Here is a 17,892-nt window from a genome sequence, read left to right on the forward strand (position 1 = left end):
CCCTTAACAAGCTTTAATTAAATATTCATGATAATAGGTAACAGATAAGAATTTCACCAATTACCCATTACCAATTAATAATTGTCAATTGTCAATTGTCAATTGTCAATTATTAACACTGTTATTTTGCTCCTAAAATACTCGCAAGTAAAGCTTTTTGAGCGTGTAGGCGATTTTCTGCCTGATCCCAAACCCGTGATTGTGAACCTTCAATTACTTCTTCAGTAATTTCTTCTCCACGATGGGCTGGTAAGCAGTGTAAAACAATTGCCTCTGGATCAGCAAGACTTAATAATTGTTCAGAAATTTGATAAGGTTGAAAAACAGGGAACCGGTTATTAGCTTCTGTTTCTTGTCCCATGCTTGCCCAAACATCAGTGTATAGTACCGATGCACCTTTGGCTGCTGCTTCGGGATCATGAGTTAATAGAACTTCAGTTTTATTATTAGCGATCGCTCTCGATTTTTCCACAATTTCCGCATCTGGTGAATATCCAGACGGAAAAGCTACCCTAACATTCATTCCCACCAAAGCACAACCCAACATCAGGGAATTAGCGACATTATTACCATCACCGACATAAGTTAAAGTTAAACCTGCCAAACTCCCAAACTTTTCTTGAATTGTCAGTAAATCAGCCAATATTTGACAGGGGTGTTCTAAATCGGTGAGGGCATTAATTACCGGAATTTTCGCATATTTCGCAAAAGTTTCCAACTCCTGTTGAGCAAAGGTGCGAATTGCTAAAACATCTAAATAACGATCTAACACCCTAGCAGTATCTTGGATAGGTTCTCCTCGACTTACTTGAGTGACATTAGGGTGAAGATCAATTACCTGTCCCCCCAGTTGGTACATTGCTACTGTGAAACTAACTCTAGTGCGTGTTGAAGCTTTGGAAAACAACAAACCCAAGACTTTATTGCAATGCAACTTCAGTTTTTCCGATTTTAGTTGAGTTGCTAATTCCAGAAGTTCTTGCAGTTCCCCAGAATTCAGATCCGCTAAACTTAATAAATCTCTGCCGATCAATGCTGCCATGCTTGATTATCTGTAAAGAACAAATGTTTTTCTGCACCTTTGCATAGCCGTGTCACAAGGAATACAGAATTGAACTGTACCAAATATTTTTGCATGGATCTACAGCATGGTGGCTAGTTTTGCTGATTTTTGGCCGCCAAAAAAATATTTTGCTTACCCTCTAGACAAATCATTTACATGAAGCTATAATATGAAATCGGTGAGGGAATAAAAAACCTTCTTACCAAATCCGCCAGCATAGCACAGTGGTAGTGCATCCGACTTGTAATCGGAAGGTCGTAGGTTCAAATCCAACTGCTGGCCTTATTTATTAAATAATATTTGACTGTAACTTCGTGGAGAGTAATTCCTACGGAGCGATTTGCGATCGCCTAAAAATACCCAAATAAAATTGGTGTAATCGAATTCCGCGTTTATCTATAGAGCATAAAAATATTGATATTTAAATTTATGGGTATTGATTACGTATAAACACTCATGCTAAGTTATGTAGTAACAAATAAAATCTAGTTTATACATTTTGCATCTAATTTTGATTAACAGGAGTATCAAAAATGGCAGTAGGTTTACCTGAATTCGTGGAAAACCCTGAAAATCGTTGTCCGGTAATTCTCTTACTTGATACTTCTGGATCAATGTCAGGACAACCTATACAGGAGTTAAATAGAGGTTTGGCGGCTTTTAAAGAAGATGTGATGAAAGATGCTCAAGCTTCCTTGAGTGTAGAAGTTGCTATTGTCACATTTGGTCCAGTGAAACTGACGCAAGATTTTGTCACTATTGATAATTTTACAGCGCCTAAGCTAGAAACAGAGGGTGTGACACCAATGGGTGAGGCGATAGAATACGCTTTGGATTTATTGGAAACCCGCAAACAGTCTTATAAGGATAACGGTGTTCTTTATTATCGTCCTTGGGTATTTTTAATTACCGATGGTGCGCCTACAGATGCTTGGGAAGGTGCAGCGCAAAGGGTGAGGGAAGAAGAAGCGCAGCGCCGAATGTTGTTTTTTACTGTTGGTGTCCAAGGTGCAGATATGAATAAACTTAAACAGATTGCACCCCCAGAACGTCCTCCAGTGACTCTGAATGGCTTAGATTTTCGCGCTTTATTTGTTTGGCTTTCCACTTCCATGAAACGGGTTTCTAGCGGCAAAGTAGGGGAAGCTGTGGCATTACCGCCGGTGGGATGGGGTCAAATTACTACTTAGATTTTGAGGATTTATTTATTGTGAGTTGGAAAGCAATAGCCCGTTCTGCAACGGGTACAAGTCATCAAGAGCAAAAAATACCTTGTCAAGACTGCGGACATTATCGCATTTTTAATGATGTGATTGTCGGTGCAGTTGCTGATGGTGCTGGGAGTGCTAAATATTCTCAAATTGGTTCTGAATTGGCGGTAAAAACTGTAATTAAATGCTTTGCTGATATTAATGAACTTCCTGATAAACAAGGTTTTTCTCAACCACTTTCGGAAATGGAAGCTAAGGAAGTATTTGCTAAGTTTGTCAAGGAAGTTATTACTGCGTTAACCAAAAAAGCAGATAATAAAGGTTATTCATTTCATGATTTAGCTTGTACTCTTTTAGTTTTTGTGGCTACTCCTGATTGGGTTGCAGCGATGCAAATTGGGGATGGATTTATGGTGGTGCATTCCCAAAATTCAGAATATCAATTATTGTTTGAACCAGATAAGGGGGAATTTTTCAACGAAACAACTTTTGTGACTTCAGCTAATGCGCTGGAGGAAATGCAGGTACAGGTAATTTCAGGAAAGCAAGAGTTTATTTGTGCTTCTACGGATGGATTGGAAAAAGTTGCAATTCGCTTGAGTGATTGGAAACCTTTTGCGCCATTCTTTAAACCTTTTGAGGAATATTTGCGAGAAACAGATAATCCAGAAGATGATGAAAAATATGTGATTGATTTTCTCAATTCTGAAAGGCTAAATTCTCGCACTGATGATGATAAGACCTTGCTTTTGTGCCTTTTTGAATAGGATGTAATTGGTAAAAAACTGTAGGTTGGGTTGAAGAATGAAACCCAACATTGTCGAGATTTATAAGATTTTGTTGGGTTTCCCAAAGCCTCAACCCAACCTACGGATTTTAGGATTTTAGAAATATATTTCAACCAATCTAATTAAAATTATATGACAGTTCTGACCTGTGCCAGTACGGGGAAATCAATTACTCTATTGGGTGAAGAGATTGCTAATAGTGGTGAAGCGAAAGTTTGGCGAACTAATCAAAAAGGTTATTTAGCGAAAATTTACCATACTCCAACACCTGAACGGGTGCAGAAGTTAGCGGTAATGATAGCACATCCACCCACAGAACCAAATTCCCATCTTCATCATGTTTCTTTTGCTTGGCCTAAGTCGGCCTTGAAAAATGCTCAGGGTGATTGTGTGGGCTTTTTGATGCCAGAAATTAAGGATGGAAAAGAACTTATTGATGTTTATAATTCCCAGCGTCGAAAGCAGTTAAAACTTGAGATTGATTGGCGGTTTCTGCACACAACGGCGCTGAATATTGTCTCAATTATTGAAGCACTGCACGCTGCTGGTTATGTTTTGGGAGATATTAAACCACAAAATATTTTAGTTAATAATCGGGCTTTACCTTCTATTATTGATACAGATTCTTTTCAGGTGATAAATCCGAAAAATGGTAAGGTTTATTATTGTTTAGTTGGTTCTGAGGGATATACTCCACCGGAACTGATTGGAAAAGATTTTGATAGTATTGAGCAAACAGAAATACATGATAGATTCCGGTTAGGAGTAATTATCTATCAATTATTATTTGGTGGTAATAATCCTTTTCAGGGAAAGTGGACTGGTGCGGGGGAAGATCCAGATCCAACTGAAAGAATCCGTTTAGGTTTATGGGTTAATGGGTCAACTAATTTAATTGCAGCAGTAGCAAGAACAATTCCCCTGGAGATTGTTCATCCAGAGATTCAGCAATGTTTTCTGAGATGCTTTAATGATGGGCATAAAAATCCTAATTTCCGCCCTACGGCTAGGAAGTGGTTAGAGGCGTTAAAGGTAGGGAATGATAGGCTAACTATATGTGGCAGGGTAGATAATCATTACTATAGCCGAACTTATGGTAAATGCTATTGGTGCGATCGCTCTACAAATCTTGGTGTTGATATTTTTCCTGGTGTTGTTAAAGCAAAACCATCTGTTGTTGTGGAATCAACATCAAAGCCGCAAGTCGTTAATAAAGTCTCAAAACCAGGACACATCCCAACCTTTTCAGGGCATTCCGACAGGGTTAAGTCCGTAGCATTCAGCCCAGATGGTCAAACCCTGGCTAGTGGAAGTGGTGACAACACTATCAAACTGTGGAATGTGAATACAGGAAAGCTACTCCAAACTCTACCAGGACATTCTAGTGCGGTTTCTTCTTTAGCATTCAGCCCAGATGGTCAAACCCTGGCTAGTGGAAGTGGTGACAACACTATCAAACTGTGGAATGTGAATACAGGAAAGCTACTCCAAACCCTACTAGGACATTCTAGTACGGTTTATTCCTTAGCATTCAGCAAAGATGGTCAAACCCTGGCTAGTGGGAGTGCGGACAAGACTATCAAATTGTGGGATATGTCAATAAGAACGCAAATCCACACCTTCCAAGGGCATTCTGCCTGGGTTTATTCCGTTGCATTCAGTCCAGATGGTCAAACCCTTGCCAGTGGAAGTGGTGACAACACTATCAAACTGTGGGATGTAGCCACAGAAAGAAACATCTGCACCTTTCAAGCTTTCAACGCTGTTAATTCCGTAGTATTCAGCCCAGATGGCAAAACCCTTGCGAGTGGGAATGATGACAAGACTATCAAACTGTGGGATATGTCAATAAGAACGCAAATCCACACCTTCCAAGGGCATTCTGACTGGGTTTATTCCGTTGCATTCAGTCCTGATGGTCAAACCCTTGCTAGTGGGAGTGCTGACAACACTATCAAATTGTGGGATGTAACTACAGGAAACCTACTCCAAACCCTCACAGGTCATTCTGACTGGGTTTATTCCGTTGCATACAGCCCTGATGGACAAACCCTTGCTAGTGGAAGTGCTGACAACACTATTAGGATTTGGCCAGTCCAGCAAACCCAATTTCAAGTTTCGCAACCAGCAGTTTCTGCATCTCAGAATCAGCCTGTAGTAACTCAACCAACGGCAACATCTACTACTGCGACTAATTCAAATTTTGATAGACAAGAGTTAGTTTTTAACATTGCTATAAATATTTCTCTATTTGGTTTAATAAGGGGGGGGTTTTTGGAAAATATGGTTTTGCTATCTTTTGTTTTGCTATCTTTTGTTTTGCTTTGTTTTTCTATTTTGCTTTTCTATATCAATAAAATTCTCAATATTTAACCAACAAACATTAAACAAAACATCCATAAAACAGTGGAACAAATAGCCGCAGAACCAGGAACAAAAGTTTTCCATCTTAACGGTAAAAAATTAATAACAAACAAACATTTTTAAAACAAGCTGCTGAAGCAATGGAATTTCCTGCATACTTCGGCTATAGCTGGGATGCTTTTGATGAATGTATCACCGATTTAACATGGTGTCCGGCTCAAAGATATGTGATATTATATGATCATGCTGATATCTTTGCTCAAGCTGAACCGACACAGTACCAAATAGCATTGGATATTTTCAATTCAGTAAAGGAATACTGGGAAGCTAATCATATTCCTCTCAAGTTTTTAGTTATTAACAAATAGGTAAAGTTACTTTTTCATTATTTGGAGATTTTTTGTTGTGGTTGTCAGAATCAGGATTTCCAGGATTTAAGGATGTACAGGATTGTTATTTGTAGGTTTTCTGTGAATATTTAATAATTATAAATTATGATGCAGAGGAAAATATATTTTCTACCATTCACAACATATATTTCCTAAAAAACATCCTGTTAATCCTCTAATCCTGGTTATCCTGATTCAGACAATTTACTTATTACCCGACTTCCTTTATAATCAAAATACTAAACAATAGAAATAGCCAAACAGGAGTAAATAGATTATTAATAATCAACCTCAACTGCTTCCAGGAGAAGGAATTGTAGGCACTTATGGAGACTTAATCAAACAGGGACGTAGAGGTGATAACCTCACACCTCATCATATACCTGCGGATGCTTTTATGAAAGCCAAAGTTCCAGGTTATACAACAGATAAAGGATATGCCATAATGATGGAACATTTATCACCAGGAAAAGGGGGTCGTCATCGGCAAACAATGTCTTACGGTAAACGCCCGAATTTAAACCTATCGTCCAGAGAAGCATTAGCACAAGAAATTTGGGATGTACGTTGTATTTATCTTCGTCAAGGTTTGTATAATAGAGAAATCAGGGAAAGTTTGCAAACATTAATCAGACAGAATAAATCTACTTGGCCATGGATTTTTGAGAAATAAGGGACAAAACAATGAATCAAAATAATTTATTGGCAACCTTGCAAGAAAATCGCTTAATGCAAACAGAAGAACAAGTTACAAATTTTGAAAATGCTTTAGCTGAAATAGCTGAAAATCCTGATGAAAATAAATTATCTGCCTATCATCTAATTTTAGATGATCAATGTCAACAGCCAGAAGTGATGTTTAGCTTAATTCATTTTCTGGAATCTTTTGATATAGAAAAACAAATTACCGCATTTATTAATGTTGTACCTCAATTAATGATAACAGCACCAGAATGGACGAGAATTATTCACAGCCGGATTTTAAATGATGTATCAGCGTGTGGAGTTTATCAAAACCTATTACATTCAGCTAATTTAAAAAATCCCCATTTTCTCTATCATCTTTTAGAAGAAAGTATTGTGAATAAATTACAAGTTCGAGAAAGCGTATTATTGTGATTGTCAGAATCAGGATACCCAGGATTTTAGGATATACACCGATTGTGATTTATAGATTTTCTGTGAATATTTAATGATTATAAATTAGAATTAAGATAAAAGCATATTCTTTATTATTCACAACAACCTATATTTTCTAAAAAATATCCTGTTAATCCTTTAATCTTGGATATCCTGATTCTGACATTATTCACTAATACTCCAATCTTCCAAACGCAAATTAGGCACTTTTTCAAAATCTTTCCAATTACGAGTGACTAAAATTCCATCTACTGACAACGTAATTGCCGCAATGCGTAAATCTTGAGTACCAACGCGAATTTTTGTTTTCAATTCAGCGTAAATATTCCCAGCTGCTTCACTAAATTCTAGTAAATTTACATTTTGTAAAAACTCTAAATTAGCCTGAAAATTTGCATAAGCTAATACCAATTTATCCGATGATGCGGCATTTCTAATTACATTAAACCTACCTCGCAATTGTTCTTCAGCAGTAATTATGGTTATGGCAATTTCTTCAAAATTGACTTTATTAACACGCTGTACCACAAATGGATGTCTATATTGAAATAAAGAAACGTGATCTGTATCCAGTATCCATAAACTCATTTTATATTCTCCTGATTTTCTATTGGTTGGTTATATTCCTCCATTTCTGCATCTAATTCACGACGATATTGTTCTATATATTCCAGCACTTCATCAAATTGCGGATCATCTTGGAACATTCCTGCAAATTTCATCCAAGAATGTTCTGTTTTAGCTGGTTCGATTTCTAAAGTTACTATTTCTGGTTTTCGGGCTTGAAAAAGCTGAATCAGATTATTTAATGCTTCTTCTTTAGTCGCACCCAAACCTTGACATTCTGGTAAACTTAATAATGTAGCTTTAACCATGCCATCTTCTTGATTTTCAATCAAGACATCATAAGTTAACTTGGGTACAATTGTGGAAAGAGCATTTTTAACAGCTAAAATCATGATATTTTTACTCTTCTAACTCTGGATTGATCATAACATAATACTTGAAAATAGTTAAAATTATCATCTACATGATTTTAAGATTTATAGATTTTTATTAGCAATCATCCGTTTTATATTTTATCATCCTGTAAATCATTTAATCCTGGATATCCTGATTCAGACAAAATAACAAACTTATAAGAATATTCCATCATTCCCAATAGTCGGTGTAAACAGACTAGAGCTTTTAGACAGGCAATTAATTCCCTGGCTTCCTTTTATCTAACTGACGGGTGAGGACAAAAACCAATGTTGCCTGATAGACTTGAGAAAATTGAAATAATAACATTAAAAATCAACCGCAAAATTGTAATATTTTGACGCTTTGGCAATGTAGGTTTAAAAATGAATCCACTATTAATTGTCAATCCCACATCAGGAGCATCTCTAAATTCTAATTTGCTACCTGATCTATTAGAAGTTTTCAAAAGCCAAAACCTGGAAATTGAGATAGAGCAAACCACACCTGAAGATGATGGACAGCAAATAGCAGCTAAGGCTTCCACAAATGGAGTTCAGTTAGTTATTGTTGCTGGAGGAGACGGTACAATTGAGGCTGTAGTTCGAGCGATCGCCAACACTCAGATAACTTTAGGTATAATCCCATTGGGAACGCGTAATAATTTGGCTGCTAGTCTCAATATTCCTAATAACTTTCATCAAGCAGTACGCATAATCAAAGAAGGTCAGATTAGTTCAATTGATCTCGGTAAAGTAGACGGATATTACTTTTTAGAAGTGGTTGGTATTGGTCTGGAAGCTTCTCTCTTCCCATGTGGTGAGGATGTTAAGGAAGCAGCCAAGAAAAATACTTTTGCACCTATTGGGAGTATTTTTAGTGGACTTAAAACATTTTTCGCATTCCACCCCCACCGCTTGACCTTGCGGCTTGATGGTAAACTAAAATACCATCCTCGCACATTACAAATCAATATTTGCAATAGTCCTCGCTATGGTGCAGAAATTGTCCTAGCTCCCAATGCTAAGATGGATGACGGCAAGCTTGATGTGATCTATATGAACCGTTCCTCCAAATTGGATCATCTTCGGCATTTATTTAGTGCAATGCGCGGTCAACCCTTTGAACATGAACTGCTAAGAACTTATCAGGCCAGCAAGATCGAGATTGAAAGTTATCTGCCACTTGAAGTCCATGCTGATGGCACTTGTATAGGACAAACCCCAATCACCATCGAAGTCGCTCCCAAAGCCTTACAAGTTCTTCTTCCCACACCGAAACTCCTGGCTGAATTTGCAGATCAAGAAGGTAGTAACATGAGAGAAGATAACAATTGAGGATTGATTTAAAACGTCAGTTGCACAGTGAAATCCTAAGACTCCATTTCTGCTAACTCTAACCAGCGTTCCGTTGCCACATCAATATCTTTCTTGAGTTTTTCCACCTGTTCATAGAGCTTCTGCACTTGGCTATAATTACCAGCTACATTTGCTAACGTCTTTTCTACTGCTGTTTTCTCTGTTTCCAACTTGGCAATTTTTCCTTCCAATTCCTCAAATTCCCGTCTTTCCCAATTGGATAACCTCCGGCGTTTTTTAGTTTCTGTAACTGGAGATGCAACCTTTTCTACAACTACAGTTTTTGATGTTTCCTGTTGTTGGGCTTCTTCAGCTTTTTTATAATCTAAATAAATTGAATAATTACCAGGATATTGACGTAAACCTCCACCTTCTTCCAAAGCAAAAATTCTGTCTACAGTCCGATCTAAAAAGTAACGATCATGGGAAACTACAATTACACAACCAGTAAAATCTTCTAAATAATCCTCTAATACCGCTAATGTTTGCACATCTAAATCATTAGTCGGTTCGTCTAAAATCAAAACATTGGGCGCACCAATGAGAATCCGTAATAAAAATAAACGGCGTTTTTCTCCTCCAGAAAGTTTATTAATAGGTGCATATTGTTGATTTCCTGGAAACAAAAATCTTTCTAACATTTGGGACGCAGTGATTTTTGTTCCGTCAGATACTTGGACAAATTCTCCTTCTTCTTTGATATAATCAATCACTCGCTGATCTTCATTCACAGCCGTTAACAATTCTTCTGAATGTTGATCAAAATAACCAATATGAATTGTACTACCAATTTCTACAACACCAGAATCTGGTGCAACTCTGGCAGTAATAATATCCATCAAAGTAGATTTACCTGCACCATTTCCACCAATGATCCCAATTCTATCTTCTGGACTAAATTCGTAGGTGAAATTTTTAATTAAAGTCCGATCATTATAGGCTTTACTAATATTATTGAGTTCAATAACCTTCTTACCAATACGACGGCCAACAGTAGAAATATCAACCTTACCATTAATTTGTTTAAACTCAGTATCTCGGAGGGCATGAGCGCGATCAATTCTAGCTTTTTGCTTCGTACTTCTCGCTTTTGGTCCTTTTTTTAACCATTCTAATTCCCGGCGTAAAATCCCTTGATGTTTACGTTGAGTGCTAACAGCCGATTCTTCAGCTAAAGCTTTCTTTTCTAAATAATAGGAATAATTACCCGTATAAGTATAAATATCACCTCGATCAATTTCAATAATTTTATTAGTAACTCTATCTAAAAAATAACGATCATGAGTAATTAATAAAAGTGCGCCCCGATAGCGGTTTAAATAACTTTGTAACCATTCTACAGACAGAGCATCAAGATGGTTTGTTGGTTCATCCATTAATAATAAATCTGGTTCTGATATCAAGGCTGCTGCTAAAGCAATCCGCTTGCGATATCCCCCAGATAATGTCCCAATTTTCACATCAAAATCAGCAATTCCTAATTTTGTTAAGATGATTTTGGCATTAGTTTCTACTTCCCATGCACCAGTAGCATCCATTTTCTGCATCACACTCGAAAGACGAGACATTAACTGACCATCTTCGGGATAATGGGCTAATTTATCAGATAATTCTTCATACTCTCTCACTAGATTCATTTGTTCACCACTGTCAGCGAATACCTGCTCTAAAACAGTGTGATTTTCATCTAAATCTGGCTGTTGAGGTAAATAGACAATTTTCGCCCCAGAATTAACTAAAATTTGTCCACTATCAATTGATTCGAGTCCAGCAATCATTTTTAATAGAGTTGATTTACCAGAACCGTTAGTCCCAATTAATCCAACTTTATCATTAGTATCAAGGCTAAAATTAGCATCTTTTAAAAGTTCTTTAATTCCGAAATCTTTTTTAACTGACTGTAGTGTAACAATGCTCATATTATACGGAAATTAGGGATTAATAATTAGGTGGGCATTGCCCACCCTACAGATAATTGTAACTGAAATTCTAGACAAATAAATCGAGGGGCAAATGTCCATACATCTCGTTAACTCCTCCCTCTTGATACGACTGACAAGATACTAACACTCCCCGATGATGTCCAGCATAGGAATCGAGATAACACAAGCCATTTTTACCATTTAATTTGATGTAAACTGGTCCCTCTGGTTGTGGTAAATCGGTTGGTGCTTGATAGCCCAAAGCCCGAGAATAGGTTTTCATTGCTAAAATTCCTGCTTGGGATGTATCAGCACAAATACCTAAAATTTGATAATCGGAAAGGCTAGTCAGAAAAATTAATGCCTCACGGGTGGCGACTTTTTCTGACGGTTTGAGAATAGGGGCTATATCCAGACAGTTAAATTTGTTGAGGATTTTTTTGGCTTCTGGGAGTGTAAGTTGCTGATGATTGGGAGTAGACATAATATTGATTTGTCTAGTTGTACGTCTGGTTCAGGGTTTAGGAGCGAGATTTGCTCAGGTTACTAGCATTTTTGAACAAAATCAAGATTGATATTGATATGGCATATTCCCCAAGTTTAAGCAGGAATCTTGGCTACCTTGGGAATCTTCCTTGGAAATTAGCACATCTGGCATTTTTCGCTGTGACTATACCCTGCGGCTTGGTGCTGGGGAAAATAATTTTGGCGATAATATTTTTCTAATATAATTCCGAAAACTGTAGTTTGCCAATTTACAAGTTGCCAATTTTTCCATGTCATCTCTCCTGCTATACGCTGCATTTTGGTTACAATAACACAGATGGATCTGAGAATAGTAAATAATCAAAAATTGATGACGATAGATACCAATATGTTCCTTGATGAAAATAACTGTATATATTACTTCAATCTTGATAACTAATAAGTGGATTATGTGGTAATATTGGCTGCTAGTAATTAGAAATTGATGTGACTATAGTATTTAAATTTCCTCCATTATCTCAGTATAATAAATTTTTTGACTTAGCACTACCAGTATTAATTGGGATTGTGGTAGATGTGGTAGTCAATCAAGAAGATTCTATCATTGACCGGTTAGGCGTAAAAGATGTTTATGGGCAGTTTTTGATTTTATCCTTGTTGACTGTGATTACTTGGATATGAAAATTATTGTTTAAATATGCCTACAAATTACTATGGCGCAATTTGGGGCAGAATATTCAAAATATTTTCGGGATTAACGCATATAAACATCTATAAGAAGGAGAATTAGCGGATTTTGAATAACGCAGCACCAGTGCTTTAATGTCTATCTTCAGTGATAATATTAACCAAGTAGAGTGTCTTTTTGCTGTGGGAGTAGGCATTCTTTTAGCGCCTAGAAACGAATTACAATTAATATAACCACTACTACGATTATTGCGATCGCTCACCGTCTTTCCAAAATTGACAATACTGATTACATTAATGTCATAGAACATGGCACATTAGTAGAAGCAGGAACTTGTCAACAATTGTTAGAGAAAAATGGTATTTACACAAATCTCTAGCGTGTCCAATTTGGGTTAAAATAGAAAAAATAAAATTACGAATTAATCATCATGTTTAGTATTCCCCAACCAGAAACAGCAGATAATAAATGGCGAGGACAGTTAGATAGATTTGTGAAAGATAATCAGCCAGAACTAGCCGCACTTTTTTGGGGATTATGGTTAGAAAATGGCAATACTCAGGGAACTATCGGCATTAATTTACAGCCAATTCCCCATTTCGTTTATTGTCCCCAAGCCGAAATAGAAAAGTTAAATGAGAGAGTTGAAAATCGTCTCCAAGAACTTTTGGGAATTATTGATAACAATAAACCAGAAACCGAAGTCGTTATGATTGGCATTGGTACAGGAGAAATTAAGTTAATTCAATTTGCACCCAAATCATCACCAGAAACCTGTTTTCAAGCAATAGGAAAAGATGTAGATGAATTATTAGATTTATTAGAACAGCGTTTAATTGAGAAAATTAATTAATATTGATGTTCAGCATAAAACTTAATCTCTAAATAGCTGTGGTTAGCACAATAAAACCTGATATAATCAAGACTTTTTCGGATGATGCGATAGCTACGCTTGCCGCAGGCATCGTGCAAGCCCTGACTTGTCAGTTCGCTTAATCTAACCTACAATTTTCTTTACCTGGAAATCAATTTTCAAGTCATTTATTTATGATTCACCATCTTTCTATTTCGGCTCAAAATCCCCAACGCGTGGCTGAAGTTTTAGCGGAAGTAATGAATGGAAAAGTAATTCCCTTTCCTTCCCATCCAGGTAGTTACATGATGATAGCTCTCGACGAACATGGAACTGCAATTGAAGTTTATCCATTACAAACTGAATTACAACCTGGTGAAAAAGAAGACAATTTTCAGTTTAAAGAAACTTCTCAAACTATTAATTTTACAGCTACTCATGCAGCCATTTCTGTTGATTCTAATCAAGAGAAAATAGAAGCAATTGCAAATCGAGAAGGCTGGAGAGTTACCCGTTGTAATCGTGATTCTTTCTTTGATGTCATAGAATTTTGGTTAGAAAATAGAATAATGATAGAATTTTTAACACCAGACATGGTAAATCAATATTTAAAACTCATGCAATCAGCAAAATTACAAAAGGCGTAGATTCCCAAGTTAAATAAAGTTTAAAATAAATAAGTGAAGTGTGCCACGCTTCAAATAACTACTTTATTAGACAAATGTAGTAACAACTTGGTTTAATTAAAAAAATTGGTGTCACCAGAAAAATGATGATTTTGGCTCAAAGCTTAACTATTGATTCGGTTTTAGTAAACAACTGTATCCAATTCACTACATGGGGATTTTCATCCCTCTTACTCGCGGAAATTTTCAGAGATGCTTACCATGCTTTGTGTCATCACATCACTTGGTTAGCGAAATGGCATAACAAACACCATGCTGCATACCGTCGGGATTTAACATTAGTATCCCAAAAAGCTTATGTAGATTCCCAGTTGTATCACGATATCGTAGAATCGGTATTACTAGTAACAATATTAACAATAATAGCCTTATTCGCTCATCAATGGGGGTTATGGTTAGGAGTCGCTTATGCCGGCACTTTTTTATATGGTGCATCTTGGCGATATTTCCAAGGAACAATAGACACAGACTACAATCACTTACCCGGACCTTTAGAAAAAATTCCCTCTGTTTGGTGGGTAAATAGAACCTATCATTGGCGACATCATTTTGATGACGTTAATGCTTACTATAGTGGTGTTTTTCCTCTAGTGGATAAAATATTAGGAACAGGACTTTCTCTCAAAGGTAAAACCGTAGCTTTAACGGGTGCTTCAGGAGCATTAGGAAAAGCATTAGCAGCAGAATTATTGAAGCATAACGCCAAAGTTGTGGCATTAACAACTAATCCAGAAAAAATCGTCATTCAACCAGGTATCAAAGTTATAAAATGGGAATTGGGTAATGAATCTCAACTACAAGAAAGTTTAAAAAAAGTTGATATTCTCATTATCAATCATGGCATAAATGTTTATGGAAGCCGCACTTCTGCCGCTATCCACAATTCTTATCAAGTCAATACTTTTTCAGCATTGGATTTGATAGATATCTTTTCTGCAACTGTTACAGGATCAGAAGCAAAAGCTACTAAAGAAATTTGGGTAAATACTTCCGAAGCCGAAGTTTCCCCAGCTTTAAGTCCTCTATATGAACTAAGCAAAAGAGCATTAGGGGATATTGTCACTCTCAAACGATTAGATCAAGTTTGTGTAATTCGCAAATTAATTTTAGGTCCATTCAAAAGCCAATTAAATCCCTATGGTGTGATGTTATCTTCACAAGTCGCCAGGGGGATTTTGTTTTTAGCTAAACGGGATTTTAGAAATATTATTGTCACCGTAAATCCTTTGACTTATTTACTATTTCCCGTCAAGGAATTCAGCACTTGGTTGTACTATCGCATTCTTAGCAAAAATGCAAAAAGTGAATAATTAACAAAATAGCGTTGCTAAAGAATTATCATTTTCAAAAATGTAATTAGCAACGTTATCTATTTTTTTATAACCTAGTACCGTGCGGCGTAAGTGAATGAACCATTTTCAAGCCTTGTAATCAATCAAATTTTCGGAGCTTTTAATGGTCATGTTATTTACGCCAACCTGTACTAGAGATATAAGACATTCTCTTTTTATGTTCAAAATATAAATATTAAAGTGACATTAATCTCGGTGATTCTTTTCTATATCATAAAAAGCAATTTTTTGATGTATTCTACTTGGGTTTTACTGCTGGAGATAGTTATTAAAGAGAATCAGCCTTTATTTTACCCCTGAATACATTGATATTACTGGAAGTCATATATCTGCAACCTCCTGTAATTAAGAAATATTGATGACAATATTAATAAATCATCATTTTGTCATGAAATTCCCATTTATTTAATTGGAGTTAATTGTTAATGACATTCGTTTTATTTTACTTAATTCGTAATTAAAACATCTTTTTATGTTGTTACTTTATAGTAATTATTGACAAAGGGGAATAACTGACGACTTCCAATTATTGTTGTATTTTCAGATTTTCGCAAACATTACTTGCCAAACAAAATATACTATTCTTGGGGCTTAAATACTTATGTCATTGGATATTTCTCAGCACTTCCCCTCTCAAAAGAACATCAATTATACTCCTATTTCCCAAACCAATAGCTTTCAAAATCCTACTGATAATCATATAAATTGGGGAAATCATAGTGCTTCTCTTCAACATCCTCTAGAAACAACAAAATTGATTGCCACTAATAGTAGCTATAGCTCAAATAATGGCTATGGCTTAGTGAATGCAGGATTAGCCGTGAGTAAAGCTGTTGGTAATGATCCCTATACAGATGCTCCTAAATTAGGTGGCAATAACTGGGGAGCAGATATGATAAAAGCTCCAACAGCATGGAATAATGGACATACAGGACAAGGAATTATTGTCGCTATTTTAGATACCGGCGTAGACTACAATCATCCAGACTTAAAAAATAATATTTGGACTAATTCCAAAGAAATACCTGGTAACGGTATAGATGATGATGGTAACGGCTATATTGATGATGTTCAAGGTTGGAACTTTGATAGTAACAACAATAATGTTTTAGACAACAATGGTCATGGTACTCATGTATCTGGAACTATAGCCGCAGAAAATAATGGTATTGGTGTCACTGGAATTGCCTATAACGCCAAAATTATGCCAATCAAAGTCCTAGATGCAAATGGCTCAGGTTCTTATTCAAGTATTGCCAAAGGCATTTATTATGCAGTTGATAATGGTGCAAATGTCATTAACCTCAGCTTAGGGGGTAATTCCTCTAACACCACTCTTGAGTCAGCCATTGAATATGCCAGCAGCAAAGGTGTAATTGTTGTCATGGCAGCAGGAAACAATGGTGAATCAATACCATCTTATCCCGCTCGCTACGCTTATAATTCAGGAATTGCCGTAGGTGCAGTAGATCAGAATAACAAGTTTGCAAATTTCTCTAACCGTTCTGGTTCTCAAGAAATTACCTATGTTACAGCCCCAGGAGTTGATGTCTATTCCACAACACCCAATAATCAATATGCCACTTACACTGGCACTTCGATGGCCGCTCCTCATATTGCCGGGACAGTTGCCCTCATGCTCAGTGCTAATCCTAACCTAACTGAGAACCAAGTCCGCCAAATGATTACAAGTACAGCCGCAAATAGCACTAATACTTCAGAGCCAACAACACCTTCACAACCAGGATTGGAATTTCCTTCCTTCTTCCCTCCATTAGATTCTTTCTTTCCTCTTGAATTGATTAATATAGTTTCCCAATTACCTTTTAGTCTACAATCTCAAGCCCCAACCTCCATTCCACTTCCTCCTATTGTTGTCTCTATTAGTGAAAATCAGTTAAGGTTACGATTTGGCGATCGGGAAACATCACCAGCACCACAGTCTAGTTATAATAATGAGAGAGCAGTTCATCCATTCATCCAGTTAACACTGCGCTATTACGACAACACATCAAGCAAAAACTATGTAAATAATCTTAATAACCAAGAAGATGAAACATATTGGTAAGGATTCAAGCATTATATCCAAAAGCTTTATGCGCTCCAACCCTTTCTAAACAAGCTTTCTAGCCAATTAAATCCCCCCCTCCAAAAAAAGATTTAAAAAACCCTTGACAGAAAAAGGAGAGGTTGATATATTGGATAAGTGCCGAAGAGAGACAACGACTCCCGGCAACTGAACCGAGAAAAAATAATACTTTGAAAGAATAGATTAAACCAATCCTCGTCAAGAAGATAATTAAAAAGATGACTTTGGGATTACCAAAGTTAATCTAAGAGGATGCCGAAATTTGAGATAATTTCGGAGCCAACAAACTCGAAAAGAAACAAAATGGAGAGTTTGATCCTGGCTCAGGATGAACGCTGGCGGTATGCTTAACACATGCAAGTCGAACGGGAATTTTAGGATTCTAGTGGCGGACGGGTGAGTAACGCGTAAGAATCTACCTTCAGGTTCGGGACAACCACTGGAAACGGTGGCTAATACCGAATGTGCCGAGAGGTGAAAGGCTTGCTGCCTGAAGAAGAGCTTGCGTCTGATTAGCTAGTTGGTGGGGTAAGAGCCTACCAA

The 17,892-nt window shown here is 36.7% G+C and carries 19 protein-coding genes, 1 tRNA gene and 1 rRNA gene; 14 read left to right on the forward strand and 7 right to left on the reverse strand.

Features of this window, described 5'->3' with window-relative positions:
• Nucleotides 1-121: 121 nt before the first annotated feature.
• The gene (argF, locus tag FJR38_RS21430) at nucleotides 122-1,042 is read right to left on the reverse strand and encodes an ornithine carbamoyltransferase (protein WP_168491690.1); all 921 of its coding nucleotides are present in this window, start codon (nucleotides 1,040-1,042) and stop codon (nucleotides 122-124) included.
• Nucleotides 1,043-1,273: 231 nt separating this feature from the next.
• Between argF and FJR38_RS21435 the strand changes: the two genes are divergently transcribed.
• The 7 genes from FJR38_RS21435 to FJR38_RS21465 all read left to right on the forward strand — a co-directional run bounded on the left by FJR38_RS21435 (nucleotide 1,274) and on the right by FJR38_RS21465 (nucleotide 6,934).
• A tRNA-Thr gene (locus FJR38_RS21435) sits at nucleotides 1,274-1,345 on the forward strand.
• 251 nt (nucleotides 1,346-1,596) lie between these two features.
• The gene (locus FJR38_RS21440; protein ID WP_168499232.1) at nucleotides 1,597-2,253 is read left to right on the forward strand and encodes a VWA domain-containing protein; all 657 of its coding nucleotides are present in this window, start codon (nucleotides 1,597-1,599) and stop codon (nucleotides 2,251-2,253) included.
• 20 nt (nucleotides 2,254-2,273) lie between these two features.
• Nucleotides 2,274-3,041, forward strand: coding sequence for a PP2C family serine/threonine-protein phosphatase (locus FJR38_RS21445; RefSeq protein WP_168539271.1), 768 nt, complete (start codon nucleotides 2,274-2,276; stop codon nucleotides 3,039-3,041).
• Nucleotides 3,042-3,194: 153 nt separating this feature from the next.
• A complete protein-coding gene (locus tag FJR38_RS21450) occupies nucleotides 3,195-5,435 on the forward strand; it encodes a hypothetical protein (RefSeq protein WP_217360042.1) in 2,241 nt (746 codons plus the stop codon).
• 131 nt (nucleotides 5,436-5,566) lie between these two features.
• Entirely contained in the window at nucleotides 5,567-5,794 is a 228-nt protein-coding gene (locus tag FJR38_RS21455) for a barstar family protein (protein WP_168539331.1), read from the forward strand.
• Between the two features lie 418 nt (nucleotides 5,795-6,212).
• A complete protein-coding gene (locus FJR38_RS21460; protein ID WP_168539273.1) occupies nucleotides 6,213-6,488 on the forward strand; it encodes a hypothetical protein in 276 nt (91 codons plus the stop codon).
• Between the two features lie 11 nt (nucleotides 6,489-6,499).
• Nucleotides 6,500-6,934, forward strand: coding sequence for an Imm30 family immunity protein (locus tag FJR38_RS21465; RefSeq protein WP_168539274.1), 435 nt, complete (start codon nucleotides 6,500-6,502; stop codon nucleotides 6,932-6,934).
• Between the two features lie 186 nt (nucleotides 6,935-7,120).
• Here FJR38_RS21465 and FJR38_RS21470 read toward each other — a convergent pair whose 3' ends face one another.
• Both FJR38_RS21470 and FJR38_RS21475 read right to left on the reverse strand, forming a co-directional pair.
• On the reverse strand, nucleotides 7,121-7,543 hold the full coding sequence (locus FJR38_RS21470; RefSeq protein ID WP_168539275.1) for a type II toxin-antitoxin system VapC family toxin: 423 nt from the start codon (nucleotides 7,541-7,543) through the stop codon (nucleotides 7,121-7,123).
• The gene (locus FJR38_RS21475; RefSeq protein ID WP_168539276.1) at nucleotides 7,540-7,914 is read right to left on the reverse strand and encodes a type II toxin-antitoxin system HicB family antitoxin; all 375 of its coding nucleotides are present in this window, start codon (nucleotides 7,912-7,914) and stop codon (nucleotides 7,540-7,542) included. The genes FJR38_RS21470 and FJR38_RS21475 overlap by 4 nt, the downstream gene beginning before the upstream one ends.
• A gap of 387 nt (nucleotides 7,915-8,301) precedes the next feature.
• Here FJR38_RS21475 and FJR38_RS21480 point away from each other — a divergent pair, with 387 nt between their 5' ends.
• Nucleotides 8,302-9,252, forward strand: coding sequence for a diacylglycerol kinase family protein (locus tag FJR38_RS21480; RefSeq protein WP_168539278.1), 951 nt, complete (start codon nucleotides 8,302-8,304; stop codon nucleotides 9,250-9,252).
• Nucleotides 9,253-9,287: 35 nt separating this feature from the next.
• On the opposite strand, the gene FJR38_RS21485 is transcribed toward FJR38_RS21480, so the two are convergent.
• The 3 genes from FJR38_RS21485 to FJR38_RS21495 form a co-directional block, all read right to left on the reverse strand.
• The gene (locus tag FJR38_RS21485) at nucleotides 9,288-11,192 is read right to left on the reverse strand and encodes an ABC-F family ATP-binding cassette domain-containing protein (RefSeq protein ID WP_168539280.1); all 1,905 of its coding nucleotides are present in this window, start codon (nucleotides 11,190-11,192) and stop codon (nucleotides 9,288-9,290) included.
• A gap of 70 nt (nucleotides 11,193-11,262) precedes the next feature.
• Nucleotides 11,263-11,679: a DUF1824 family protein gene (locus tag FJR38_RS21490; protein ID WP_168539282.1), complete on the reverse strand. Its 417-nt coding sequence runs from the start codon at nucleotides 11,677-11,679 to the stop codon at nucleotides 11,263-11,265.
• A gap of 158 nt (nucleotides 11,680-11,837) precedes the next feature.
• Nucleotides 11,838-11,999, reverse strand: coding sequence for a hypothetical protein (locus tag FJR38_RS21495; protein ID WP_168539284.1), 162 nt, complete (start codon nucleotides 11,997-11,999; stop codon nucleotides 11,838-11,840).
• A 168-nt stretch (nucleotides 12,000-12,167) separates the two neighbouring features.
• On the opposite strand from FJR38_RS21495, the gene FJR38_RS29415 reads away from it, so the two are divergent.
• Nucleotides 12,168-12,362 carry a hypothetical protein gene (locus FJR38_RS29415; RefSeq protein ID WP_174764080.1) on the forward strand — a complete coding sequence of 65 codons (195 nt, stop codon included), beginning with the start codon at nucleotides 12,168-12,170 and terminating at the stop codon, nucleotides 12,360-12,362.
• 56 nt (nucleotides 12,363-12,418) lie between these two features.
• On the opposite strand, the gene FJR38_RS21505 is transcribed toward FJR38_RS29415, so the two are convergent.
• A complete protein-coding gene (locus FJR38_RS21505; RefSeq protein WP_168539001.1) occupies nucleotides 12,419-12,679 on the reverse strand; it encodes a hypothetical protein in 261 nt (86 codons plus the stop codon).
• 120 nt (nucleotides 12,680-12,799) lie between these two features.
• Here FJR38_RS21505 and FJR38_RS21510 point away from each other — a divergent pair, with 120 nt between their 5' ends.
• From FJR38_RS21510 to FJR38_RS21530, 5 genes are all read left to right on the forward strand, one after another.
• Complete coding sequence (locus tag FJR38_RS21510) at nucleotides 12,800-13,222, forward strand: hypothetical protein (protein ID WP_168499242.1); 423 nt, start codon at nucleotides 12,800-12,802, stop codon at nucleotides 13,220-13,222.
• A 194-nt stretch (nucleotides 13,223-13,416) separates the two neighbouring features.
• Complete coding sequence (locus FJR38_RS21515; RefSeq protein WP_168499244.1) at nucleotides 13,417-13,869, forward strand: hypothetical protein; 453 nt, start codon at nucleotides 13,417-13,419, stop codon at nucleotides 13,867-13,869.
• Between the two features lie 125 nt (nucleotides 13,870-13,994).
• Nucleotides 13,995-15,218 carry a bifunctional sterol desaturase/short chain dehydrogenase gene (locus tag FJR38_RS21520; RefSeq protein ID WP_168499252.1) on the forward strand — a complete coding sequence of 408 codons (1,224 nt, stop codon included), beginning with the start codon at nucleotides 13,995-13,997 and terminating at the stop codon, nucleotides 15,216-15,218.
• 643 nt (nucleotides 15,219-15,861) lie between these two features.
• Nucleotides 15,862-17,328, forward strand: coding sequence for a S8 family peptidase (locus FJR38_RS21525; protein ID WP_168539286.1), 1,467 nt, complete (start codon nucleotides 15,862-15,864; stop codon nucleotides 17,326-17,328).
• Nucleotides 17,329-17,649: 321 nt separating this feature from the next.
• Nucleotides 17,650-17,892, forward strand: a 16S ribosomal RNA gene (locus FJR38_RS21530); the annotation flags it as partial.

The sequence above is a fragment of the Anabaena sp. UHCC 0253 genome (assembly GCF_009712085.1).
In the GTDB taxonomy this organism is placed as follows: domain Bacteria; phylum Cyanobacteriota; class Cyanobacteriia; order Cyanobacteriales; family Nostocaceae; genus Dolichospermum.